This is a genomic window from Comamonas sp. FG99, assembly GCF_057808605.1.
Map to the genome: position 1 here is coordinate 1 of NZ_JBMDII010000058.1, position 24,293 is coordinate 24,293.

Here is a 24,293-nt window from a genome sequence, read left to right on the forward strand (position 1 = left end):
CAGGCCGCGCTGGTCAAGCTGTCAGCTTCGACGAACGGGGTTTTGCAGACCTTCCTTAGAAGTACCTTCTTGGATTTGACCTTCGCCAGATATACAGCTAGATTGAAGATTGTGGTTGTTTTGGCAACCCCGCCCTTGTTGTTATAGAGGGAGATGATTTTTGTCACTGTTTAATCTCGGTTGATTTTTAAACTCGTTGTACGGTAGTTTAAATTATGTGCTTGTTAGACACCCGTGCTGTCATCGACTAGCTTAGTTTTCCAGAAACTGCGAGGCAAAATGGGCAATGTATGATATCCAGAAAACTGACCCACTCTTGCAAGTGGCGTGCAGTCTTATTTTGCGATCACTTCGCTGTTCAAAACCAAGTATAAAATCTCGTGAAGCTCTGCTGCAGAGCTTGCACCGGATCAACTATAGCTGGCGAGAGGGTGACATTTGGGCGCGCAAAGAGCAAGCTTCAGGCTACAGTTGTTCTGGAAAGTACATTGCTGACTGTGAGAAAGAGCGATGCCTACAGTCCCTTTGAGTTGGCCTATCGGTTAGCAAGGCTTTCCAGAGCAGCATCCCCAACCCCATCAGGAACCAACGCTACCCCACGCCCTCAGACCCTGAACCCAGGGTGCCGCGGACCCCTTCCGCTGCACCTTTTTCCTTTGTCTGAGAAGAAAGAACATGCATGCCCGCTAGCCTCCAAATCGGCCCCTTCGCCTTGCCCTGGGGCTTGCTGATCCTGCTGGTGGCCTGGGCGCTGGCCGATCTGGTGCTGGTGCGCTGGGCGCGCAAGCGGGATATAGCCATCGCACCGCACGCCTGGCTGCTGCCGGTGCTGGCGCTGGTGGCGGCGCGGCTGGGGTTTGTGGCGCGCTATGCCGATGAATACCTGGCGCAGCCGCTGTCCATCTTCAATATCCGCGACGGCGGCTGGGAGCCGTGGGCGGCGCTGGCGGTGGCGCTGGTGTACCTGTGGTGGCTGTGGCTGCGCAAGAAGCCGGCCTTCCAGCCGCTGGCGGGGGCCGCAGTGCTGTTTGCCGCCGTGTGGCTGGGTGGGCAGGGACTGGTGAATAACTTCTCGGCCAGCGCGCGTTCGCTGCCGCAGCTGTCGCTGGTGGCGCTCGATGCGCAAACGCATGCGCTGGACCAGTTCAAGGGCCGGCCGGTGGTGATCAATCTGTGGGCCAGCTGGTGCACGCCCTGCGTGCGCGAGATGCCGGCGCTGCGCGAGGCGCAGCAGCGCTACCCGCAGGCGCGGTTTCTGTGGATCAACCAGCAGGAAAAGCCCGAGGTGGCCTTGCAGGCCGCGCGCGGCTTTGGCCTGCCCGAGGCGCAGGTGCTGCTCGATCCGCGCAACGCGATGAGCGAGGTCGCCGGCAGCCGGGCCCTGCCCACCACCTTGTTCTACGACGCGCAGGGCCGGCTGCAGGGCATGCGCGTGGGCGAGCTGTCGGCGGCCAGCCTGAACGATTTCATGCAGAAGATACTGCCGGCGCCCGTGCGCTAGGCGCCGCCAGCGGCTATGCGGCTATCGGCCAGCCGTTCTTGGCTATCAGGGCAGGCTCAAGTCCAGGCCAAGCGTTCTGACCAGCGCGAAGGTAAAGAGCCCCAGGCCCAGCAGCGCGAGCATGAAGGCGGCCGTCACCTTGCCGCCCGCGCGCAGCACCGCGCGCCTGTCCGCCCCCTGCTTCCCTTGGTCGTAGTGCCATTTGATGGCGAAGAACATGCAGGTGCCGAACCCGAGAACCTTGAAGATTACGAAGACTATGGGGATCCAATCGGTCATGTCAGTCATTTTGAGTATTTCCTGTCCAGCGTGAGGTCCGCTACCCCGGATGCGCGCGGCAAGCGCGCTGGTGTCGCAGGTTCTGAGACATACTACTGAAAAGCAATTTCCATACATGGGTGCCAAACGCCCGTGTTGAAAACCATGCAAGATGACAGTTTGCCCCCCTGGCTGCCGCGATTGGCGGTGCACGGCGGGCCACGTTTTTTGCAGATTGCGGATGCCTTGCAGGCGGCGCTGGCGGGCGGATCATTGAAGCCGGGTGACCGCCTACCCCCGCAGCGCCGGCTCGCGGCACTGCTCGGTGTTGACCTGACGACCATCACGCGCGCATACGACGAGGCCAGGCGCCGCCACCTGCTGGAGGGGCGCGGCGCGCGCGGCACCTATGTCGCCGCGCCGAAGGTCGAATGGACCGCGATCCTCGACCTGGGCATGAACACCCCGCCGCCGCCGGCTGGCGTGGACTTTGGCGACCTGCTGCAACAAGGCTTGTCCCAGGTGTTGATGAGGGCAGATGCCGAATTGCTGATGACCTACCACCTGGGTGGCGGCAGCGACTCCGACCGCAAGGCCGGCGCCCAGTGGCTTGAGCCGATGTTGGGGCCGCTGGACTCCCGCCAGGTGCTGGTCTGCCCGGGGGCGCAGGCGGCGATTGCCGCCTTGATTCTGGCGCTCACGCAGCCGGGCGATGCGATCCTGGCAGAGCCCATGAGCTATCCCGGCTTGCGCGCCGCAGCGGCCCAGTTCGGCCGGCGCATCGTTGCGGTGGAGGCGGACCGGCACGGAATGGTGCCCGAAAGGCTTGAAGCGGCGTGCCGCCAGCACCAGCCTGGGCTGGTCTACCTCAATCCGACACTGCAGAACCCGACCGCCATCACCACCCCCGAACGCCGGCGCAAGGAGCTCGCCAGCGTCGCCAGGCGCTGCCATGTGCGCATCGTCGAGGACGATCCCTACTGGCTCTTGGCCGATGCCCCGCCGCCGCCCATTGCCACGTTCGCGCCGCAGCAGGTGTACTACATCTCAACCCTGTCGAAATGCCTGACGCCCGGCTTGCGCGTCGCCTTCGTGCTCATGCGCGATTCGCACGAGCGCGAACGCTTTTTGGCCGCGCTGCGGTCATTTGCGCTGATGCCCGCCCCTTTGACGGCCGCGCTGGCCACGCAGTGGATCTTTGATGGCTCGGCAGGCGGATTGATGGCAGGCGTACGCAACGAGGCGCGCCTGCGCCACCGCATGGCCAGGGATATTCTGGCGGGGCGGTACAGCGGCGCGGGCGACGGCCTGCATGTGTGGCTCGAATTGCCGGGCTACTGGAGCCCCCCGCAGTTTGCGCGGGCAGCCGACAGCGAGGGCATCGCGGTCACGCCAGCCGAGGCATTCGCCACGGGCAGCGGCGCGGTGAATGCCATACGCATCTCCTTGGGCAGCATCAAGGATAGAGGCCGCTTGCAGGCGGGCCTGCAACGGCTGTCGCACCTGCTTGCGCGGCGGCCCGAGTCGTATAGCGCTGCGGTGGTTTAGCTGCTCGGTAAATACTGTGTTTTATCCTGGCGTTCTCTTCATGTGGCCGCACATGGTTTGCTTCCTCGGTGTTTTGTCGCGTGAAACCACGCGCGGACGTTCCTGCAATATTGGCTAGCGGCGCATTTCCCCGACGAAGATGGCTTTGCAGCAGATAGAATTATTGGAATTATTCGCATTGCCACTGTTGAGTCATCTCTGATTCAGCTCCCGAGGTTCGCCGGCTTAAATCGGGGCTGTTCAGGCCATCAAGTCCACAACTGCGCAGCATGACTGAAATTCTGGAAACTGGTGCCCGTCAACCGTGAGCATGCGCATCCTTCTGATCGCCTACGAGTTTCCACCCATCATTTCTGGGCAATCCCTGCGCTGGTTTTATCTCGCGAACGAATTCGCGAAGCTGGGCGTTGACGTGCATGTGCTTTGCCCGGACATGCCTGCGCTGCCGCCTTTCAGCGAAGGACTCCATGCCGGCATCACGGTTCACCGGACCTGGGCCGGCCCGTACGTGGGCGTATCGCAGAGCATTTACTTGCGCTTGTCCAGGCTGAAGGGTGGCCGGCTCCAGGAAGAAGCGGCACCCGTCGATCCCGCACACAAGCCAACCCCCTTGTCGCAAATGTACCGGTCGGGGCGGCGTGTTCTTGACCAGGTCATCTTTCCCGACCTGAGAAGCGAATGGGCCATCACCGCCTCCATCCGCCTGGCCAGCTTGCTCAGAACCAACGCTTATGGCGCCGTGGTCGCGTCCCATGAGCCTGGGGTGAGCCTGATGCTGGGGCTGCTGGCCAAGCGCGCCTCGGGGTTGGCGCTGATTGCCGACCTGGGCGACCCCGTGGTGGCGCCGCATGCGCCGCGTTGGCGCCAGCGTTTCGACCTGGCGTTCGAGGCCAAGGTGCTCAAGCGGGTGGACGCGGCCGTCGTGACGACGGAAGCGGCCGCCGAGCTTTTCATGAACCGCCATGGCTTGCGGGGCCTGCAGGAAAAGTTTGCATGCATCACCCAAGGTTTTCCGAGCCGAAGCCATAAGGGCGAGGACAAGGACAAGCGTGCGGGGCCGCCGCGTGCAGCTGCCCTGAAGATGGTCTACACCGGAAATTTCTATGAGGATTTCCGTTCGCCCGCGCAACTCGCCATCGCCCTGAAGTCGCTCAAGGATCTGAACCTTCAGCTGGATTTCTACGGCAACCACTCGGCGTACCACCCACTGTTTGATGGGCTGGAGTGCGCCACTTTCCACGGGGCGGTAGACCATCACACCTGCCTGGAGGTTCAGCAGGATTGCGACGTGCTTCTCAGCCTGGGCAACCGGCAGGCGTTTCAGGTGCCAGGAAAAGTCTATGAATACCTGGGCGCGAATGTGCCCATACTGCACATCGCCATGAGCCCCACGGACGAGGCAGGCCTTTTCATCTCGAACCTTGGGGTAGGATGGTCGGTGCCCAACGATGCAGGCCAACTGGCGCAAGCCATCAGGAACATCCATGCCCAGTGGTTGGAAGGGCGCCTGCAAAGTGCACTCTCGCGCAACGAAGCAGCCATTGCTGAATTTTCATGGAGCCGCAGGGCGACTCGCTACCTGGAAACGATCGAGCGGACCGTGAAGGCGCTCTCCGGCAAGGCCCTTGCCTGAATGCAAATGACGAACAAGCACAACAGATGAACGGCAACGAACCCCACTCGTCCAAAGACCAAAGGCCCTGGCGCGTCGGGATCTTCGGCACCTTCGATGTTCAAAACTATGGCGATCTGCTGTTTCCCATCATCGCGGAGATAGAGCTTTCCAAGCGGCTGGATGCCGTGGAAGTGATCCCGTTTTCCTACAACGCCAAGTCTTTGCCCGATTGGCCATACCAGGTTGTCTCGCTCACGGAGCTGCCTCGCATGGCGAACGGGCTTGACGCGATCCTGATCGGCGGGGGCTTCATCATCCGCTTCGACAAGTTCGTGGCGCCCGGCTACGGCCCCACGGAAGACTGGATTCATCACCCCACGGGCTATTGGCTGACCCCGGCCTTGATCGGTGCCCAGCACGGCATACCGGTCATCTGGAACGCACCGGGCATGCATTGCAATGACATCCCGCCCTGGAGCCACCCGCTGCTGTCCCTGGCATTGCAGAGCAGCGCCTATGTCGCCGTGCGCGATGAGCCCAGCAAAGCAGCGCTGGACAGCTTCGTGGACGACGGCCGCGTGAAGGTGGTGCCTGACACCGCGTTTGCCTTGGGCCGCTACATGCGCAACCACCCGGCGGCCGACGAAGCCAGGCGCCTGCGAGAGCAGCTGGGATTGAAGAAGCCCTATGTGGTCATTCAGGTGACTGAGAATCTAAAAAAATTCACGGATCACATCAAACGGTTTCGCAGCCAGTTGCCCGATCTGAGCTTTCTCCTTTTGCGCGTTGGCCCGGTGTTGCACGACCATGAATCCTTCATCGACAGCGAACTGCCAGACACCTTCAGCTTGCCCGACTGGCCGTCGCCCCTGGTGATTGCCGGGTTGATCGCAGCATCCGAAGGGGTGGCGGGCCACAGCTATCACCTCGCCATCACCGCGCTGAGCGCGGGCGTGCCGGTCTTCACTTCCAGCAATCTCTCCGTAGGCAAATTCAGCGCGCTCTCCAGGTTCAGCACCGTGCATCCCTTGTCGGCGCTGGTGGATGACGACCCGCGTTGGTTGGCCGATCGCATCGGCCGCAAAAGCCCTTCGAGTCTGCTGGCCGACGCTGAAAACGAGTTGGAGAAGCACTGGAGCCAAGTGGTAGAGGCCATGCAGGCCGGTCGCTCGGGCGTGCCGGCGGCAATGAATGCCGCCTGGATGTCCTTGCCCTCTCTTCTGGAATACCCCGCAGAAGAGACGAATCCTGGCCCCATGCTCGGGCCGAAACCTGGTGGTGCCGGTGTGTCGCCAGGAAAAGCGACCGCCTTGCGGCAAGCCATCGAACAGCTGGAACACGAGCTGAAAATCAGCCAGGACATCATCGCGTCGCGCGATGCGGGCATTGCGTGGCTGAAGAGCGAAGTCGAGGCCATCAGGCTGACGCTTGAGCAACGCCGAAGAAGCCTCCGTTTCCTTCTGGTGGATGCTCTTATCTTGATTGCGGACCGTTCGCCGCTGGCTCGCAGGCTGGGAAACTGGCTGCTGCCCAGCCGCGTCAAGAGTCGGCTGCACTCGGAGTCGCTCAAGAACCAGTTGGCGAGCCAGCTCCATGCCTTTCAGCAGCGGCAAGCGCCTGAGCAAAGCCTGTTTCCCGAAGTCTCCAACGGCAAGATGGACATTGTCTGCCTGGCCAACATCGAATGGTCCGCGCGCTACCAAAGGCCGCAGCACATGATGTCCCAGTTCGCGGCCCATGGTCATCGGGTGTTCTACATCGCGCGCTCCATCGTCCCCGCGCCAGGCGAGCCCTATGTCATGAAGCAGGTCGCGCCCAATGTGTATGAAATTGGGCTTCAGTTCCATGCGCCTGAAGACTTCTATGCGCAAAAGATGTCTCACGACAATCTGCTCGCGGCGCACCAGTCGTTTGCGCGATTGGCGCTAGACGCCAAAATCCGGGAGGCGCTGGTGGTGGTCCACCTGTCTTACTGGACCACATGGGCCGTCGAGCTTCAAGAAAAGCGGAGCTGGCGCCTTCAGTACGACTGCATGGATGAGTGGGCAGATTTTCCGGATATCGGCCGCCCCCTTCTCGAAGAGGAGGAAACCCTCGTCCACAAGGCCGACCTGGTGACGGTGACCGCGTCTTTGCTCGAAGAGAAATGGAAGGCCAAGAACGCCAGCTGTCTTTTGGTCAGAAACGGGGTCGAGTTTGACTTCTTCTCGTCCCACTGCGTGGAGAACGCGCTTCTCGCGCACTTGGCCAAGCCGGTCATCGGCTTCTATGGTGCGTTGGCTCCCTGGGTGGATTTTTCGCTGCTGCACTACGTCGCGGGCCAGCGGCCAGACTGGAATTTTGTGCTGGTGGGAGACTGTTTCGTCAAAGATCTCGCCGGCCTGGATCAACTCTCCAACGTGCATCTGGTAGGACGAAAGCCCTACGAAGACATGCCCCGCTACCTCTACGGGTTCGATGTCTGCCTGATCCCGTTCAAACTGAACCAGGTGACCCACGCGGTAGACCCGGTCAAGTTCTACGAGTACATCAGTGCGGGCAAACCGGTGGTCAGCGTGCCGCTCAAAGAGATGGCCATTTATGGGGACTATGTTTACTTTGCTTCGGAGTATGCGGACTTCCTGTCCAGTATCGAAACCGCGTTGGCGGAAAGCGATCCGGACTTGAGGAGCCGCCGCATCCAGTTGGCCAAGGAAAACGACTGGCACCACCGCTACCTCGCCACCGACCAGGCGCTGAAAGCGTTGTACCCCAAGTGCTCCATCGTCGTCATCAGCTACAACAACGCCGACCTCACGCGCCAATGCATTGAAAGCATCGTGGCCCGCACGACCTACCCCAACTACGAGGTGATCGTGGTGGACAACGCCTCCCAGGATGGCGCTCGCGATATGCTGCGCGCCCTGCAGCGTCGTATCCGGAATCTGAAACTGATCTTCAACGACACCAACCGGGGGTTCGCCGCGGCCAACAACCAAGGTGTCGCTCAGGCGCAAGGGGACTACATCGTGCTTCTCAACAACGACACGGTGGTCACCAACGATTGGTTGGAGGCCCTGCTGCGCCATTTGCGGGACAAGGCCATCGGGCTGGTCGGGCCGACTACCAACTCCATTGGCAATGAAGCCAAGATCGAGGTGGACTACGTCGACCTGGAGCAGATGCACGAGTTCGCGGCCCGGCGCACCATGGAAAACGCTGGGCGGCACTTCGACATTTCCGTCCTGGCGATGTTTTGCGTCGCCATGCGGCGGGAGGTATTCAACGAGATAGGCGCGCTCGATGAAGCCTTTGGCATCGGTATGTTCGAAGATGACGACTACTGCCGCCGCCTGCAAGCGGCAGGCTACCGAACGGTCTGCGCCGAAGACTCCTTTGTGCACCACTATGGCCAGGCGTCGTTCAAGAAACTGATGGATTCGGGCGAATATCAGGCGATCTGGGATCGCAATCAAGCCTATTTCGAGAGCAAGTGGGGCGCCTGGACGCCACACACCCACCAGCGAGTTGAAAAGAGGCCCGCATGAATTCCGACGAAGACATCACCGCAGCGCACTGGTCCAAGAATGTGGCGAGCTCGGACGCGTTTTCTCCACAGATGTACTGGCTTGCCGTTCCCGCTGTGCAGCGCCGCTTTCAGCGCAAGGCCTGTGCGGGCACGGGCCATGCATGGTGGGGCTCCTACTTGATGAAGGAATTCTTTGACCGCCCGCCATCTGCGGCGAGGATGCTGAGCATTGGTTGTGGCAGTGGCGGGCTGGAGCGTGACCTGTTTCTGCAGAACGCGTTCGCCCAGTGCGACGCCATGGACATTGCGCCGGGCGCCATTGAAATCGCCCGCGCGCAGGCGCAGGCCATCGGGGCGCACAATATTCACTACTCGCTCCAGGACGTGCAGAAGACGCCGCTGGGGCATGGCATCTACGACGCGGTTTGGTTCAATGGCTCCTTGCACCATATCAAGGAGCTGGAACTGGTCTGCCAAGCCGTTCGCACGGCGCTGAAACCTGGTGGCTGGGTATTCTTCAATGAGTATGTGGGCGCCAATCACTTCGCCTTCAGCGAACGCCAGCGCGAGGTGATCTCCAGCGCATTTCTGTTGCTGCCAGCGGAATATCGGCGGTCGTTTCAGGTGGAGCATTTCGGTAAGGTGCAGCACGCCGTGCCGCTGCCGGACCCCGCCGAGGTGGTCAAGGTCGACCCATCGGAGGCCATTCGCTCGCAGGACATACGGCGGGTATTGAATGAGAATTTCATGGAGTGCGCCTTCAATCCCTGCGGCGGCAACATCCTTCAGTTTGCCCTGCATGGCATCGCGGGGAATTTTGTGGAAAGCGACCCCCGCTCCATGGCACTGCTTGAAATGCTTTTTCAGATGGAAGACACGCTGATCGACAATCGATTTCTTGAGTCTGACTTCGCGGTGGGCGCCATGAGGGCCGCCTGAGGCGGCTGGCTCAATGTGGGGATGACGGCGGCGAGGGGGCCAGCTCAATCCCCAGGTCGACGATGCCGAGAAACGCATGGTCGCGGGCGGCCACCGTGTCGAAGCTCAACAGGCCGACCTGCTTGTCGATGAGCAGTGAGGTTTCCTCGCTGTGCCCGTTCATCAGTTTGATCGTGATGTGGTAGCGCCCCGGCGCCAGATTGGCCGGAAAGCGGAAAGTCAGCCTGCTTGAAAACCACTCGTTGTCGACCTCCCCGGGGGGAAGCTGGAAGTTCTTCCCGCCCACCACCAGAAGCCTGGCCTCTTGAACGGTCAGGCTGATGTTCGGCAGGCGGATCGACGCATGCAAGCGGCAATGGATCTCGACTTCAATCGTTTCACCAAATGCGAATGACGAGTAGTGGCTGCCCGTGTTGCTGAAATGTGCGGAGATGATTTCGCCTTCCGTGGTGCCGAAGGCGATACGGGCTTCATTCACGCTCTTTTTCAACGCGACCGGGATGGCCCCGCCACTGGCCCATTGGCGCTGCTCGTCTCGCATGTCGAGCAAGTACATCTCCGCCATTGCTTCGGGTGTGCCCGCCGCCTTCAGCTTGCCTTCGCCGAGATAGAGGGCTTGATTGCAAAATCTCTTGACCATGCTCATGTCGTGAGACACGAAGAGCAGTGTCGTACCCTTTTGCGCCAGGGCCTCCAGCCGCCCCAGGCATTTGAATTGAAACGAGGCATCGCCCACCGCCAGCGCTTCGTCGATGATCAGTATGTCCGGGTCCACGCATACCGACACCGAGAACGCCAGCCGAACCAGCATGCCGCTGGAGTAGGTCTTGGTGGGTTGATCGATGAAATCCCCGATGTTGGCAAAACTGGCGATCTCATCGAAACGGGCGTCCATGTCTTCCTTGCTCATGCCGAGCAAGGCACCATTGAGATAGACGTTTTCACGGCCGGTGAATTCCGGGTTGAAGCCGGAGCCCAATTCGAGCAGGGCCGCCACCTTGCCCCGCGTCACCACCTCTCCGCAGCTGGCAGTGAGCGTGCCGCATATCAGCTGCAGCAGCGTCGATTTTCCACTTCCATTGCGGCCGATGATGCCGACGGCGTCGCCTTTGGCGACGCGAAAAGAGACATCCTTCAGCGCCCAGAACTCGCGGAATCGCTGCCGCCCCATGAAGGGCAGCATCTGCATGAATCGGTCTTGCGGGGTGTCGAACACCCGGTAGCATTTGCTCAGGCCCTTGACCTCTATGGAAAAGTCAGAGGACATCGGCGAACCCCTCGCGGCTTTTCTGGAAAAAGCAAAGCCCCAGGAAGGCAAAGCATCCGGACGCCAAGCTCAGTGCCAGCCAGGGCATGAATTCCGGCACTTTCCCCCAGTAAAGTACCAGCCGCGCATTCTCAATGACCGAGGCCAGCGGATTGAGTCCAATCAAATCTCGCAACTCAGGGGGCAGCGTGCTCAAGGGGTAAAAAATCGGCGTCATGAACATCAACGGCAAGAGCAGCGCGCCGATGATGTGTCCAACATCCCTGAAATACACACCAATGGCACTGAAAATCCAGGAAAGACCCATGATCACGAGTAGCAGCGGCACCAGTGCGGCGGGGTACAGAACCACCGTCCAATGAGGCATCCCGATGGCCAGGGTGTAGAACACCAGCAAGACCGCCAAGCTGACCAGGGCGTGAAATCCAGCGACCCCCAGGCTGACCCAGGGCAGGATTTCGAGTGGGAAAATTATTTTCTTGACGTAGTTGACGTTGGCCGTAATGAGTAGCGGCGCGCGGGTCACGCACTCTGAAAACATCCCGAACACCGTCATGCCGATGAAGATCAGAATGGCGAACTCGCCGGATGTGCCGCTGCCACCCGTCCACTTGACCGAGAATATTTTCTTGAAGACGATGGTGTAGACCGCCAGCGTGAACAAAGGTGTCAGCACCGACCAAACCCAGCCCATCACCGAATTCCTGTACCGCGACCCTATTTCACGCTGAACCAGGGCCCCGATCAATTGCCTGTGCCGCCACGGCACCAATAGCTTGGCGGCATCGCCAAATGCCTGCTTGGCCATGGAGCTCAAGCCGCCACGTAGTCGTGCAGCTCCAGCTCAGAGCCTGGCGGCCACATGGAACTGACGGCCCCTGGCTGGTAAAACGTCACCGTCACGCTGCGGCGTGACTCACGCACGCGCGGGGAGACCTTGGTCACCTCATGCCAAGACGCTTCAGAGCGGATGAACGCCACCGAGTTTCCGACAATGGGATTGACCAGGGCAGCGACGTCTGCCGCGTCTGATGAGTTCAATATGGCGAGGCACCCGCCATCGGCCGGGCGCCAATGTTCATTGAAATAAAAGACATGCGTGATCTTCTTTTCCGGCAGATCACGATGAGGCCCCAGGAGCGCGCCAGAGCCATAGTGGTACAGGTTTGCTTCCATGGGAAAGTCCGACAAGTCCATGCCCGTGAGCACCGACATCGCCTGGCGATAGTCGGCGGAGATCAAGTCCTGTGCAAACTGGCGCCAGGCCGGGCTCAGGTACTCAGGACGAGAAATAGTCTTCTCCCCCATGGGAACCAAGGCCCGGGCATCGTAGCGATAGTCTTTTTCTCCGCCATAGGCTTCTATGGTTCGGAAGTGATCGGTGGGGTAGGTTTGTGCAAGCAAAGTGCCGTCTTGCGGCGTGTACAGGCCGGATATTTCCGTCCAGCGGAAAGGGCTCGTATTCAATCGGCCGTTCAAGATTTGAGAGAAATTGAGCATTGTGCTGAGTGGCGAAAGAGCCGCCTGTGCGAACTTGTGCGAACTTCGCGCGAATTATCACTCAAGGTGCTGCTCCTGATAGAGGGGGAGCGTCTCAACGGCTTCGCAGTGCTGCCGGCATGGATGCGTGAGTTGCTGCGCGAGTTGCCAGGTTTCGATCCGTTGGCGATGCAGAAACTTCCGCCGATAGCTCGTTCGCCCGTCGGGCGAGGCGCTGCAGAACATGGAAAAGGACGTCTGGGCCCGCTGGACGCTCGATGTGTTGTTCAACGGCCTCTCCGCTGGAGGGCGCCGGTTGTTGTTCAAGGGCGGCACCTCGCTGCCCAAGGCGTTCGGCCTGGTGCCGCTCTTCTCCGAGGACATTGACATCACGGTGTTCCGTGACGACCTGGGCCGGCCGGGCATGCCGGCATATGAATCGCCCGAAGCGCCCGAAGCGGCAGGGTAGTGGGCGGTCTCGGCGGCGCCTTTCGCCCCCATTTTTACCCCGCTTTCCGCCTCGCTTTCGCAGCTTGGCGCAGCAGTGGAGTTCAATCAAAAAGATATTTATCAATTAAACAAAAGTTACAAATTATCAAATCGCTTATGGCTATCGAGATCGCGACTTGAATAATTGATGTATACACTTGCACCCGGTTGTTCACGGGCGCTGCAGCCTGCTGCAGGCGCTCGCGAACACCGTAAAAAAAGAGTTTCGGGGTTTGGAAGAAGAGGGGGCGGGACTTGGTCTCGCAAAGGGGAGTGCTCTGATACGCCTATGAAACAGGTGCGCTGGCAAATACCGCATCACCGGCATCTTTCCCATTCAACCGGCATGGCATGCCGGTTGCCGCGACTACAGCGGCGGCGGCTGAGTGCATCGTGCGATGCCGCCGCCCGCCCGCGCCACCTTCGTCATCCCCGCTGCGCTGGATACGGCTCCTGAGACTGGGCGGGGCTGTTGCACGGCTTTTCGTTGCCCAGGATCGAGGGAGCCCATGACCTTTCCAATCGTGCCGATGGTGCGCCTGCCCTTGTGGCGCGCACGGGCCACAAGCCTGCTGGCCGCAGTTGCCATGGCCTTGCCCGGCACCCATGCGGCGGGGCCGGATACCGCACAGGTGCGGCAGGCGCTGCAGGGCCTGGCCGTGCCCTTCGAGGCCAATAGCGGCCAGTTCGACGAGCGTGTGGCCTTTGTGGGCCGCAGCTTTGCGGGGCCGGTGTACGTCACCCGCCATGGGCAGATCATCTACAGCCTGCCCGCGCCCAGGGCCGGGGGTGATGCGGGCGCGCGCCAGCGCGGCTGGAGCCTGTCGGAAACCCTGGTAGGCGCCAGGGTGCTCAAGCCCTATGGCGGCGAGCTGGCGCAGGCGCAGATCCAGCGCTTTGCCGGCACGCAGAGCTACCAGGCCGACACCTACCACAACATCTGTCTTGGCCAGGCCTGGCCGGGCATCGAGGTGGAGCTGGCTGCCAGCGCCAAGGGCGGCGCCAATGTGGAAAAGCTCTTCCATGTGGCGCCACATGCGGATGCACAGCGCATCCAGGTCAAGCTGGCCGGCGCGCAATCGCTGCGTGTGGGGGCCAGGGGTGAGCTGATTGCCCAGACCGGCCATGGCGAGGTGGCCTACACCGCGCCGGTAGCCTACCAGGAGGCCGGCGGCCAGCGCATCGAAGTGCCGGTCAAGTACGCGCTGAACGCGGCGGGCGACGGCTATGGTTTCGAGCTGGGCATGTATGACCGCACGCGGGCGCTGGTGATCGATCCGTTGCTGCAAAGCACGTATTTGGGGGGTGGCGGCGAGGACTACATCAACGCCATGGCCATCGACCCGGCCACGGGGGATGTGCTGGTGGCGGGCTGGACCGATTCCGGCAACTTTCCCGGCACGGCAGGTGGCGCGCAAGCGGTTGCCGGCAGCAATATCGACGGCTTTGTGTCGCGCTTGTCGGGCGACCTGAAGACGTTGCGCCAGAGTACGTATCTGGGGGGTGATGGCGCCGACAACATCACCACCCTGGCGCTGGCTGCCGGCACAGGCGATGTGCTGTTGGCGGGCTATACAGGCTCCGCCGATTTTCCCGGCGTGGCGGGTGGTGCGCAGTCTGCGAAGGCCGCTGGCGGAGATGGCTTTGTGGCGCGCCTGTCGGGCGATCTGAAGACGCTGCACCAAAGCACCTTTATGGGGGGAGACCGCAATGACGTGCCCAGCGGCCTGGCACTGGATGCCCGCACCGGAGACGTGCTGGTGGCTGGGGAGACCTATTCCTCCGACTTTCCCGGCACGGCTGGCGGTGCGCAGCCTGGGAGGGCGGGTGGCAGCGAAGGCTTTGTGTCGCGCCTGTCGGGCGATTTGAAGACGTTGCGCCAAAGCACCTATCTGGGCGGAGTGGACGAGGACTATCTCCGCCATATGGTTTCGGACCCCGCCACGGGCGACGTGTGGGTGGCGGGCCATACCTATTCTGCGGACTTTCCCGGCACCACGGGCGGGGCGCAGCCTGGCTGGAAGGACTATACGGATGGGTATGTGTCGCGCCTGTCGGGCGATTTGAAGACGCTGCGCCAAAGCACGTATCTGGGGGGCTCGAACCACGAGTCTATCGACAAGATAGTTCTGGACAGCGGCACTGGCGATGTGCTGGCGGTGGGCTATACCGTGTCCAGCGATTTCCCCGGCATGGCGGGTGGTGCGCAGCCTGTGAAGGGAGACGGTTCGGATGGTTTCGTGTCGCGCCTGTCGGGCGACTTGAAGACGCTGCGCCAGAGTACTTACCTGGGGGGCGCGGACTACGAGAGCTTCACCGGCCTTGCGCTGGATGACGGCACGGGCGATGTGCTGGTGGCGGGCTATACAGGCTCTGCCGATTTTCCTGGCGTGGCGGGCGGGGCGCAGTCCGCGAAGGCAGCTGGCGAAGATGGCATTGTGTCGCGCCTGTCGGGCGACTTGAAGGTGCTGCGCCAGAGCACGTATCTGGGGGGGCCGAGCGGAGACAGAATCTATGGCCTGGCCATCGATGCCGTCGCTGGTGATGTGCTGCTGGTGGGTCATACCAGCTCTACGGACTTGCCCCGCTCGGCGGGGGGCGTGCAGCCTGGTTTGGCAGGTGCCGGTGATGGTTTCATATCGCGCCTGTCTGGCGATCTCAAGGCCATCTCGCCCCAGAAAATCACCTTCCCTGCGCAGGCCGAGAAAGACTTCGTGGCCGGCGCCAGCTTTGCCATCGACCCGCCGGCCACGGCCAGCTCGGGCCTGGCGGTGAGTTATGCCAGCAGCGCGCCGGCCGTGTGCACGGTGGCGGGCGGCATGGTGACCATGGTGAGCGCCGGCACCTGCTCGGTAGTGGCCAGCCAGGCGGGCAATGCGCAATGGGCGGCCGCGGCCGATGTGGCGGTGGACATTGTGCTCAAGGCGCTGCCGGCGCCGCAGAGCATCAGCTTTCCGCCGCAGGCGGGTCGAGACTTCGCGGCCGGCGCCAGCTTTGCCATCGACCCTCCCGCCACTGCCAGCTCGGGCCTGGCGGTGGGCTATGCCAGCAGCACGCCGGCCGTGTGCACGGTGGCGGGCAGCACGGTGACCATGGTCAGTGCTGGAACCTGCACGGTGGTGGCGAGCCAGGCGGGTAATGCGCAATGGGAGGTCGCGGCCGATGTGGCGGTGGATATCGTGCTGGCGCAGGTTGCGGGCCCGGGCCCCAGCTCCAAGCCGGCGGTGCCGGTGCCCGCACTGGGCGTCTGGAGCCTGGCGCTGCTGGGCCTGTTGGCTGGTGGTGTGGGATGGGCAGGGCTGCGACGCAGGCGGGCGTGAAGGCGCTATGCTGGTACGCCCCCGGGCCCTCTCCCAAGGGGAGAGGGGGATGCCGGCAGCCATGCCCGCCTTCTTATTCCGCTTCCAGCCGCTGCTGCAGCTCGCGCTTCATGACCTTGCCGTTGGCGTTGACCGGCAGCTCATCGATGGCGATGATGCGCGCCGGGCGCTTGTAGGGCGCCAGGTGCTCGCGCAGGTGGGCCTTGAGGGCGGCTTCGTCGATGGCGGCGCCGGGCGCGTGCACCACGAAGGCGATCACGGCCTCGTTGCCGTCGGCTTCTTTCTGGCCCACCACCGCGCAGCGCTGGATGCCGGGAAAGCTGCCCAGCGCATGCTCGACCTCGCTGGGGTAGACGTTGAAGCCCGAGCGGATGATCATTTCCTTGAGCCGGCCCACGACGAAGAGCGCGCCGTCGGCATGCAGCTCGCCCAGGTCGCCGGTAGCGTACCAGCCGCCCTCGCGCAGTGCCGCTTGTGTGGCCTCAAGGTCGCGGAAGTAGCCGGGCATCAGCCCGGTGCCGCGCACCCAGATCTCGCCGCGCTCGCCGGTGGGCTGCGTGGCGCCGCTGCTGGGGTCGGCGATCTTGAGCTCGGCGCCTTCGATCACGTAGCCCGCACTGGTGTCGCTGCGGCCCTCGCCCAGGCGGGTGAGGTGCAGCGAGCCGGCGTATTCCGACATGGCGTAGCCATGGTGCAGGGTCTGGCCGAAGAGCTTTTCCACCTTGTGCTTGAGCACCAGGTCGAGCGGTCCGGCACCGGTGTACAGGTAGCGCAGCGTGGGCGCGGCAGGCTGGGCGATGCCGTGTTGCTCGCAATACTGCAGCAGGCGGGCGAACAGCGTGGGCGGGCCCTGCAGCTGGGTGATACCCTGGTGCGCCAGCGCAGCCAGCGCATCGGCGGGTTCGAACTGGCTGCGCATCTCCAGCGCCGCGCCGGCATGCAGCGATGCGAGCAGCACCGTGCCCAGGCCGAAGATGTGGGTCATCGGCGCGAAGGCATAGGATTTGTCGGCCGGGCCGAGGCGGCGCGATTCGGCCGAGACGCGGGCGAAGTGCAGCACGCCGCGGTGGCTCATCATCACGCCCTTGGGCGCGCCGGTGGTGCCCGAGGTGAAGATGATGGCCGCCACGGGCACTGCGTTCGGCTCGGGCTCGGTGCGGGCATCGGCGAATACCGGGCTGCGCAGCAGGCCGCCCACGCACGAGGGCCGCGCCGCATAGCGCTCGGCATGCTGGGCGGCGGCGCTCGACACCGTGTTGGTGAAGTAGATGATGCGCGCGTCGGCCTTGTCGGCGAAGGCCTTGACCTCGCCGGGCGCCATGCGCGCGTTGACGCCGCAGGACCAGGCGCCCACGCGGCTTGCGGCCAGCAGCAGCGCCGCGTGCTCGGGGCAGTTCTCGGCCACCACCATCACGCGGTCGCCGGGGCGTACGCCGTCGGCGCGCAGCTCCTGCTCCAGCGCATCCACCAGCCGGCCCAGGTCGGCATAGCTCAGCGTGCGGCCGGGCAGGTGGATGAAGGGGCGATCGGGCGCCTCGGCCAGCCAGCGGTCCAGCAGTTCGTGAATGCGTTCGGCCATGGGTATCAATCGACCTCGATACCTTGGGTGACGGTCGACCACATGCTGCGCTCCTTGGCGGCGCGCTCGGCCAGCACCTGGGGTGCGCCGGTCCACTCGTCGTAGCCCAGGTCGACCAGCTTTTTCTTCAGCTCGGGCTGGGCCAGCGCGGCGTTGACCGACTTGTTCAGCTTGGCCACCAGCTCGGGCGCCATGCCCTTGGGGCCGTACACGCCGTACCAGCCGCCCACGTCAAAGCCCTTGAGGCCTTCGATGCCCGATTCGGCGAAGGTGGGCACGTTGGGCAGCGAGGGGTTGCGCTTGGGCGAGGTGACGGCGATGGGGCGCACCTTGCCACCGTGAATGTAGGTGCTGGCGGTGCTGACGATGTCCAGCATCATGTTGATCTGGCCGCCGATCACGTCGGTCATCGCGGGGGCGTTGCCCTTGTAGGGCACGTGGTTCATCTCGATGCCGGCGCGCTTGGCGAACAGCAGCGCGCCCAGGTGGTTGGAGCCGCCCACGCCGGCCGAGCCGTAGGCCAGCTTGCCGGGGTGCGCCTTGGCGTAGTTGACCAGCTCCTGCGTGGTCTTGTAGGGCTCGTCGTTGTTGACCACCAGCACGTTGTAGTAGCTCAGGATGGGGGCGATCGGCGTCAGGTCCTTGGCCGGATCGAACTGCATCTTGCGCATCACGTTGGGGGTGATGGTGATGGTGGGACTGGCGGCGAACCACAGCGTCAGGCCGTCGGGCTTGGCGCGGCTGACTTCGTTGCCGGCCAGCGTGGCGTTGGCGCCGGGCTTGTTGTCCACGATCACGGACTGGTTCAGCTCCTTGCCCAGCGCGATGGAGAACAGGCGCGCGGCCTGGTCCACCGGGCCGCCGGCAGAGTAGCCCACCAGCAGGCGGATGGGCGCGGAGCCCTGGGCCTGGGCCAGGCCACAGGCGAACAGCACGGCGGCGGCCAGGCCGCTGCGGCAAAGGATGCGGCGAGAGAGGTTGCGCATGGATGGGTCTCCTGTGTTGGTCTATCAATAGCGTTCAAAGACTGCGGCAATGCCCTGGCCGCCGCCGATGCACATGGTCTCCAGGCCGTAGCGGCCCTTGCGGCGCTCCAGCTCGTGCAGCAGCGTGGCCAGGATGCGCACGCCGGTGGCGCCGATGGGGTGGCCCAGCGAGATGCCCGAGCCGTTGACGTTGAGCTTGTGCTCGATCGCGTCGCGGTCGCTCCAGCCCCAGCCCTTGAGAACGGCCAGCGCCTGGCAGGCGAAGGCTTCGTTGAGCTCCACCAGGTCCATGTCCTCGACCTTGAGCTTGAGGCGCGCCATCAGCTTCTTGACGGCGGGCACTGGGCCGATGCCCATGTGCGAGGGCTCGCAGCCGGCCGCGGCCCAGCCCACCAGCGCGCCCATGGGCGTGAGGCCCAGCTCGGCCAGCTTGTCTTCGGCCACGATCAGGCAGGCGGCGCTGGCGTCGTTTTGCTGGCTGGCGTTGCCGGCCGTGACGGTGCCGCCCTTCATCAGCGCGCGCAGCTTGCCCAGGGTTTCGAGCGAGGCGTCTTCGCGAAAGCCCTCGTCGCGGGTGAAGAGCTTGGGTTCGCCTTTCTTCTGGGGCACCGAGACCGGCACGGTCTCGGCATCGAACTTGCCAGAGGCCCAGGCGGCGGCGGCGCGCTGGTGGCTGCGCAGCGCGAAGGCGTCGGCTTCTTCACGGCTGATGCCGTAGTCGCGCGCCAGGTTCTCGGCGGTTTCGATCATGCCCGAGATGACGCCGAAGCGGCTCGCCGGCTGCGAGCGCTCGCGGCCGCGGTCGAGGCGGTCGAACATCGTCACGTTGCCGGCGCGCTTGCCCCAGCGCAGGTCGGTGGTGTAGTACTCGATGTTGCTCATGCTCTCGACGCCGCCGGCGATCACCACGTCGGCCGCGCCGCTTTGCACCATCATCGCGGCGGTGGCGATGGCCTGCAGGCCGCCGCCGCAGCGGCGGTCGAGCTGCATGCCGGGCACTTCGACCGGCAGGCCGGCCTGCAGCGCGGCCCAGCGGCCGACGCAGGGCGTTTCGCTGCTGGCGTACGACTGGGCGAACACCACGTCGTCGATGCGGGCGGGGTCGATGCCGCTTTTCTCGACCACGGCGCGCACCGTGGTGGCGGCCAGTTCTTCAACCGGCACGGGGCGCAGGCTGCCGCCGTAGGTGCCGACGGGCGTGCGAAGAGGGGTGACGATGGCGGCTCGGCGCATGGTGTTGTTTCCTTGTGAATTTAAAAGCGGGTTTATCCTGGGCGCTATGCGGCACCCATATCCACTGCAACTGACATGGTCCAGTTCAGGGACACCGAGGAAGGGCCGCCCCGCACCGAGGGTGTCGTCGGTTGCCCGCATGCCCCCCTCCCTCGCGAAGCGAGTGGAGAGGGGGAAGGCGCGAAGCGGCTCAGGGGGTGTTTCATTGGAAAGCTGCGCCTTGCTGGCGCAGCAGGGTGTGGGCCTGGCGTTCGAGTTCGGCCCGGTGTTCGGGGGCGGCGATGGCGATCATGCGGCGCACGCGCTGCGACAGCGTCTGGCCGCGCAGGTCGGCCACGCCATGCTCGGTGACGATCAGGCCGGCGTCGGAGCGCGGCGTGCTCACCGGGCCCGAGAGCTGGGCGACGATGCGGGTTGCGCCCTTGGCGGTGGCTGGCAATGCAACGATGGGCAGCCCGCCCTTGCTGCGCGCGGCGCCGCGCAGGAAGTCGACCGCGCCGCCCACCGCGCCCATGTAGGTGCCGCCGGCCACCTCGGCGTTCACCTGGCCGGTGAGGTCCACCTCGATGGCGGAGTTGAGGGCGACCAGCTTGTGGCTGGCCGCGAGCACGTCGGGGTTGTGGGTGTAGTCGGTGCCGCGCAGCGCGAAGCCGGGGTTGCGGTGCGCCCAGCGGCGTACCTGTTCGCTGCCCATCAGCACGCCGCCGATGCCCACGCCGGCGTCCATGCTCTTGCGGGCATTGGTCAGCGCGCCGGCCTCGGCCAGCTGCGCAATGCCATCGCCCACGGCGCCGCTGTGCAGGCCCAGGTCGCGGTGCTTGCGCAGCGCGGCCAGCACGGCCTCGGGCAGGTTGCCGACGCCGACCTGCAGCGTGGCGCCGTCTTCCACCATCGCGGCGATGTGGCTGGCAATGGCTTGCTCTGCCGGGCCGGGCGCGGAGCGCGCCTGCGACAGCGGCGGGTGCTCGGCATCCACCAGCAGCGCGAAGTCGCTGGCGCGCAGGTAGACGCTGCCGTGCGTCCAGGGCACGTCGGGGTTGACCTCGCCGATCACGATGCGCGCGCGCTCCAGCGCGGCGGGCAGGTATTCGTGCACGGTCGAGAGGCTGTGGCGGCCCTGCTCGTCGGGCGGCGAGACCTGCAGCAGCACCACGTCGGCGGGCAGCACGCCCGAGCGGATCAGCCCGGGCAGGTGCGAGTAGTGGCTGGGCACGATGTCCAGCACGCCGGCCTGGGCCAGCTTGCGGTGCGGGCCGCCGGCGGCGTAGCCGAAGAAGTCGATCACATCGGCGTGTTCGGGCTTGAGGGTGTCCGAGGCGCCAATGCCGACGAAGGCGCGCAGCCGCCCGCCTTGCGCCAGCGCATGGCGGTGCTCGGTCAGCGCGCGGGTGAGCGTGAGCGGCTCGGCCGTGGCCTGGCCCCACCAGAAGGTGTCGCCAGGGCGCACGAGCGCTTGTAGTCGTGCCGGCAGTTGGCGAGGCAGATCGGTCATGCCAGTTCTACGAAGCCATGGCTCAGCACCAGCTTGTCGCGCTCGACCACGCGGGCGCACAGCTGCAGCTGGTGGGGCTGGCCTGGCACGCGCCAGATCTGCGTCTCCAGCGTCTCGCCGGGGAACACCGGCGAGGTGAAGCGCACATCGAAGGCCTTGAGCCGCGCCGGGTCGCTGCCGGCGCATTGGCGCAGCGCGGCATAGGCCGCCAGGCCGTAGGTGGCCAGGCCATGCAGGATGGGTTGCTCGAAACCGGCCGCCTTGGCCACCGCGGGGTCGGCGTGCAGCGGGTTGGTGTCGCCCATCTGGCGGTACAGCAGCGCGGCCTCGGGGCGGATCGCCTGGGTATCGATAAAGTCGGGCGCCCGCTCTTGCGGCGTGGGCTGCAGCGCGGGCAGTGGTTCGTCGCTGGGCTGGCCGCCGTTCAGCTGGCTGTAGCCGCCGTCGCCGCGCAGGAAGACCACCTGCTGCAGCGTGGCCAGCAGCTCGCCGCCGGCGGTTTCGACCCGGCGCTCGTTCACCATGATGGCGCCCTTGCCGGCGCCCTTGTCGGTGATGCGCTCGACGCGGTTCAGGCCGACGATGTCGCAGCTCGCCGGCAGCGGGCGGTGGATGCGCATGCGCTGCTCGCCGTGCAGCAGCTTGACCCAGTCGATGCCGGTATCGGGCTCCTTGGCCCAGAAGCCGGGAAAGCCCAGCACCACGGCCTGCGTGGGCAGGGTGCGCAGGCCGCCGCTCGTGCCTTCGTAGACGAAGGGCAGCGCCGCGGCGTCGAGCGGATCATTGCCCAGGCCCAGGCTGAGCGCGTAGAGCATGGTGTCGCGCTCGCTGTAGTGCTGGCGCACCGGTGCGAAGGCGCGCTGCTTCAGGTGCTGGTAGTCAATCGCCATGGCTCAGATCGGATCCCAGGAGAAGACGTCGCCCGAGCGCTCCAGCGGCACGAACGAGCGCTTGAGCGCGGGCATGGCGTGCTCGGCCACGGCCTCGGGCGTCCAGCCTTCGCCGCGGTGCACCGAGCGCACGGGGCGCGGCTGGCTCATCAGGAAGATCTCGTTGTTGCGCACGGTGAACACCTGGGCGTTCACGTCACTCGCCTGTTCGGACAGCAGGTACACGGCCAGCGGGGCGATCTTGTTGGGCGTCATCTGCTGGATCTTGGCCACGCGCGCCTGCTGCTCGGGCGTGTCGGTGGGGATGGAGCCGATCATGCGGCTCCAGGCGAAGGGGGCGATGCAGTTGGAGCGCACGTTGAACTTGGCCATGTCGAGCGCGATGCTCTTGGACAGCGCGGTCAGCGCCAGCTTGGCGGCGCTGTAGTTGGCCTGGCCCAGGTTGCCGATCAGGCCCGAGGTGGAGGTCATGTGCACCAGGGCGCCGCTGTTCTGTTCCTTGAAGTGGTTGGCGGCGGCGCGGCTCATGTAGTAGCTGCCGTAGAGGTGGACCTTGATCACCGCGTCCCACTCGTCCAGGCTCATCTTGTGGAAGAACCGGTCGCGCAGGATGCCGGCGTTGTTGATCACGCCGTCGATGCGGCCGAAGGTGTCGACCGCGGTGTTGACGATACGCTCGGCGCTGGCGGCGTCCGAGACGCTGTCGGTGTTGGCCGCGGCCTGGCCACCGGCGGCCTTGATCTCGTCGACCACCTTCTGGGCGGGGCCGGCATCGGTGCCTTCGCCGGTAGTGGAGGTGCCGATGTCGTTGACCACGACCTTGGCGCCCTGCGCCGCACAGGCCAGGGCCAGGTCACGGCCGATGCCGCCGCCTGCGCCGGTCACTACAACTACTTTGCCTTCAAGCATCTTGCTCATGGAATGTCCTTGGGAGTGTGTATCAGGGAATTCCGCAAGGATGCCGCCAGCGGCTGCGCTTGCCAATTAGCGATTGGCAAGGATGGTGTTTGGGAACATGGAAGCGTGCTGGGGCCGGCGCCCCTGGAAGGCGCGGGGCGCCCTAGTTGATGGTGGCCCCGGAGGTTTTCACGATACGCGCCCACTTGGCGATGTCCTGCTTGAGCAGTGCGGCGAATGCTTCTGGCGTTACGGGTTTGTCAGGTGTGCCGGCCAGCTCCACGCCCTGGGCTTCGAGCTTGGCGCGCATGTCCTTGTCGGCCATGGCCTGGCGCATGGCGGCGTTCAGGCGGTCGAGCACGCCCTTGGGCACGCCCGCGGGCGCGAACAGCCCGATCCAGAGCGTGCCGTTGTAGCCAGGCACGAACTCGGCCAGGCTGGGCACGTCGGGCAGCACCGGCGAGCGCTCGGCGCTGCTCACGGCAAGCGCGCGCAGCCGGCCCGCCTGGATATGCGCCAGCGTCGAGGGCAGGCTGCCGAACAGCAGCGGTAATTGCCCGCCCAGCACGTCGTTCAGGGCCGGCGCCACGCCTTTGTACGGCACATGCTGCAGCTCGATACCGGCCATCTGGTTCAGCATCTCTCCCAAAAGGTGGTTGAGCGTGCCGTTGCCCGCCGATGCATATTGCAGCTGGCCCGGCTTGGCCTTGGCCATGGCCAGCAGCTCGGGCACGGTCTTGGCGGGAAAGGCGGGGTGGGCCAGCAGCACGTTGGGCACGCTTCCGATTAGCGCGACCGGCTGAAAATCAGCCACCGGATCGAAGCCAGGGGCCTTGTACAGCGCCGGGTTGATTGCTTGGCTGCTGCTGATGGTCATGAGCAGGGTATAGCCATCCTTGGGCGCCTTGGCCACGGCCTGGGTGCCGATGTTGCCGCCCGCGCCGGGGCGATTCTCCACCACCGCGCTGCCGCCGAGCTTCTCGGCCAGCTTCTGGCCTACCACCCGGCCCACGATGTCGTTGGTGCCGCCGGCGGCCTGGGGGACGATCAATACGATCGGCCGCTCCGGATAGGCGGCCAGGGCGGGCATGGCAATTGTGGCCGAGAGCGCCGCCGCGGCTGCCGCCGTGCGCCAGAGTTTCCTGAGCTTGATGGTCATCACTGTCTCCTTCTATGTAATTCAATGATCAGGCGGGCGCACGGTTCATGCGCCCAGCTCCTGGCGGACCTCATCCGGCAGCCCGAGTTCGGCCAGGATGGAGCGCGTGTGCTCGCCGACGGCGGGCACCGGG

Annotated in this window: 19 protein-coding genes; 7 read left to right on the top strand and 12 right to left on the bottom strand. The window is 64.4% G+C overall.

The window, feature by feature from the left end; translation table 11 throughout:
• A partial coding sequence (locus ACODRX_RS24430) for an AAA family ATPase (RefSeq protein ID WP_488874162.1) occupies positions 1–167 on the bottom strand: 167 nt, incomplete at its 3' end.
• A gap of 512 nt (positions 168–679) precedes the next feature.
• Between ACODRX_RS24430 and ACODRX_RS24435 the strand changes: the two genes are divergently transcribed.
• The gene (locus ACODRX_RS24435) at positions 680–1,501 is read left to right on the top strand and encodes a prolipoprotein diacylglyceryl transferase family protein (protein ID WP_488874147.1); all 822 of its coding nucleotides are present in this window, start codon (positions 680–682) and stop codon (positions 1,499–1,501) included.
• 45 nt (positions 1,502–1,546) lie between these two features.
• Here ACODRX_RS24435 and ACODRX_RS24440 read toward each other — a convergent pair whose 3' ends face one another.
• On the bottom strand, positions 1,547–1,780 hold the full coding sequence (locus ACODRX_RS24440; protein WP_488874163.1) for a BPTI domain-containing protein: 234 nt from the start codon (positions 1,778–1,780) through the stop codon (positions 1,547–1,549).
• A gap of 144 nt (positions 1,781–1,924) precedes the next feature.
• Between ACODRX_RS24440 and ACODRX_RS24445 the strand changes: the two genes are divergently transcribed.
• The 4 genes from ACODRX_RS24445 (at position 1,925) to ACODRX_RS24460 (ending at position 9,369) form a co-directional block, all read left to right on the top strand.
• Complete coding sequence (locus tag ACODRX_RS24445; protein ID WP_488874164.1) at positions 1,925–3,307, top strand: aminotransferase-like domain-containing protein; 1,383 nt, start codon at positions 1,925–1,927, stop codon at positions 3,305–3,307.
• Positions 3,308–3,617: 310 nt separating this feature from the next.
• Positions 3,618–4,940 (top strand): glycosyltransferase, encoded by a 1,323-nt coding sequence (locus ACODRX_RS24450; RefSeq protein ID WP_488874148.1) that lies wholly within the window; start codon positions 3,618–3,620, stop codon positions 4,938–4,940.
• 26 nt (positions 4,941–4,966) lie between these two features.
• Complete coding sequence (locus tag ACODRX_RS24455) at positions 4,967–8,449, top strand: glycosyltransferase (RefSeq protein WP_488874149.1); 3,483 nt, start codon at positions 4,967–4,969, stop codon at positions 8,447–8,449.
• Positions 8,446–9,369, top strand: coding sequence for a class I SAM-dependent methyltransferase (locus ACODRX_RS24460; protein WP_488874150.1), 924 nt, complete (start codon positions 8,446–8,448; stop codon positions 9,367–9,369). The genes ACODRX_RS24455 and ACODRX_RS24460 overlap by 4 nt, the downstream gene beginning before the upstream one ends.
• 10 nt (positions 9,370–9,379) lie before the next feature.
• Here ACODRX_RS24460 and ACODRX_RS24465 read toward each other — a convergent pair whose 3' ends face one another.
• Genes ACODRX_RS24465 through ACODRX_RS24475 form a run of 3 tightly spaced genes read right to left on the bottom strand, consistent with a single transcriptional unit; the run spans position 9,380 to position 12,136 of the window.
• Positions 9,380–10,636, bottom strand: a complete 1,257-nt coding sequence (locus tag ACODRX_RS24465) for an ABC transporter ATP-binding protein (RefSeq protein WP_488874151.1) — start codon at positions 10,634–10,636, stop codon at positions 9,380–9,382.
• Entirely contained in the window at positions 10,626–11,444 is an 819-nt protein-coding gene (locus ACODRX_RS24470) for an ABC transporter permease (RefSeq protein ID WP_488874152.1), read from the bottom strand. The genes ACODRX_RS24465 and ACODRX_RS24470 overlap by 11 nt, the downstream gene beginning before the upstream one ends.
• Positions 11,445–11,449: 5 nt before the next feature.
• Positions 11,450–12,136 (bottom strand): 2OG-Fe(II) oxygenase, encoded by a 687-nt coding sequence (locus ACODRX_RS24475; RefSeq protein ID WP_488874153.1) that lies wholly within the window; start codon positions 12,134–12,136, stop codon positions 11,450–11,452.
• 223 nt (positions 12,137–12,359) lie between these two features.
• Between ACODRX_RS24475 and ACODRX_RS24480 the strand changes: the two genes are divergently transcribed.
• The gene (locus tag ACODRX_RS24480) at positions 12,360–12,584 is read left to right on the top strand and encodes a nucleotidyl transferase AbiEii/AbiGii toxin family protein (RefSeq protein ID WP_488874154.1); all 225 of its coding nucleotides are present in this window, start codon (positions 12,360–12,362) and stop codon (positions 12,582–12,584) included.
• A gap of 529 nt (positions 12,585–13,113) precedes the next feature.
• Positions 13,114–15,924: an IPTL-CTERM sorting domain-containing protein gene (locus ACODRX_RS24485; RefSeq protein WP_488874155.1), complete on the top strand. Its 2,811-nt coding sequence runs from the start codon at positions 13,114–13,116 to the stop codon at positions 15,922–15,924.
• A gap of 73 nt (positions 15,925–15,997) precedes the next feature.
• Here the strand turns inward: ACODRX_RS24485 and ACODRX_RS24490 are convergent, their stop codons facing one another.
• From ACODRX_RS24490 to ACODRX_RS24520, 7 genes are all read right to left on the bottom strand, one after another.
• A complete protein-coding gene (locus tag ACODRX_RS24490) occupies positions 15,998–17,503 on the bottom strand; it encodes a class I adenylate-forming enzyme family protein (protein ID WP_488874156.1) in 1,506 nt (501 codons plus the stop codon).
• 5 nt (positions 17,504–17,508) lie between these two features.
• A complete protein-coding gene (locus ACODRX_RS24495; RefSeq protein ID WP_488874157.1) occupies positions 17,509–18,489 on the bottom strand; it encodes a Bug family tripartite tricarboxylate transporter substrate binding protein in 981 nt (326 codons plus the stop codon).
• A 24-nt stretch (positions 18,490–18,513) separates the two neighbouring features.
• Entirely contained in the window at positions 18,514–19,722 is a 1,209-nt protein-coding gene (locus ACODRX_RS24500; protein ID WP_488874158.1) for an acetyl-CoA C-acetyltransferase, read from the bottom strand.
• Between the two features lie 202 nt (positions 19,723–19,924).
• On the bottom strand, positions 19,925–21,214 hold the full coding sequence (locus tag ACODRX_RS24505; protein ID WP_488874159.1) for an acetyl-CoA hydrolase/transferase family protein: 1,290 nt from the start codon (positions 21,212–21,214) through the stop codon (positions 19,925–19,927).
• Complete coding sequence (locus ACODRX_RS24510) at positions 21,211–22,104, bottom strand: MaoC/PaaZ C-terminal domain-containing protein (RefSeq protein WP_488874160.1); 894 nt, start codon at positions 22,102–22,104, stop codon at positions 21,211–21,213. The genes ACODRX_RS24505 and ACODRX_RS24510 overlap by 4 nt, the downstream gene beginning before the upstream one ends.
• Positions 22,105–22,107: 3 nt before the next feature.
• On the bottom strand, positions 22,108–23,013 hold the full coding sequence (locus ACODRX_RS24515) for an SDR family NAD(P)-dependent oxidoreductase (RefSeq protein ID WP_488874165.1): 906 nt from the start codon (positions 23,011–23,013) through the stop codon (positions 22,108–22,110).
• A 151-nt stretch (positions 23,014–23,164) separates the two neighbouring features.
• Positions 23,165–24,160, bottom strand: a complete 996-nt coding sequence (locus ACODRX_RS24520) for a tripartite tricarboxylate transporter substrate binding protein (RefSeq protein WP_488874161.1) — start codon at positions 24,158–24,160, stop codon at positions 23,165–23,167.
• Between the last annotated feature and the right edge of the window lie 133 nt (positions 24,161–24,293).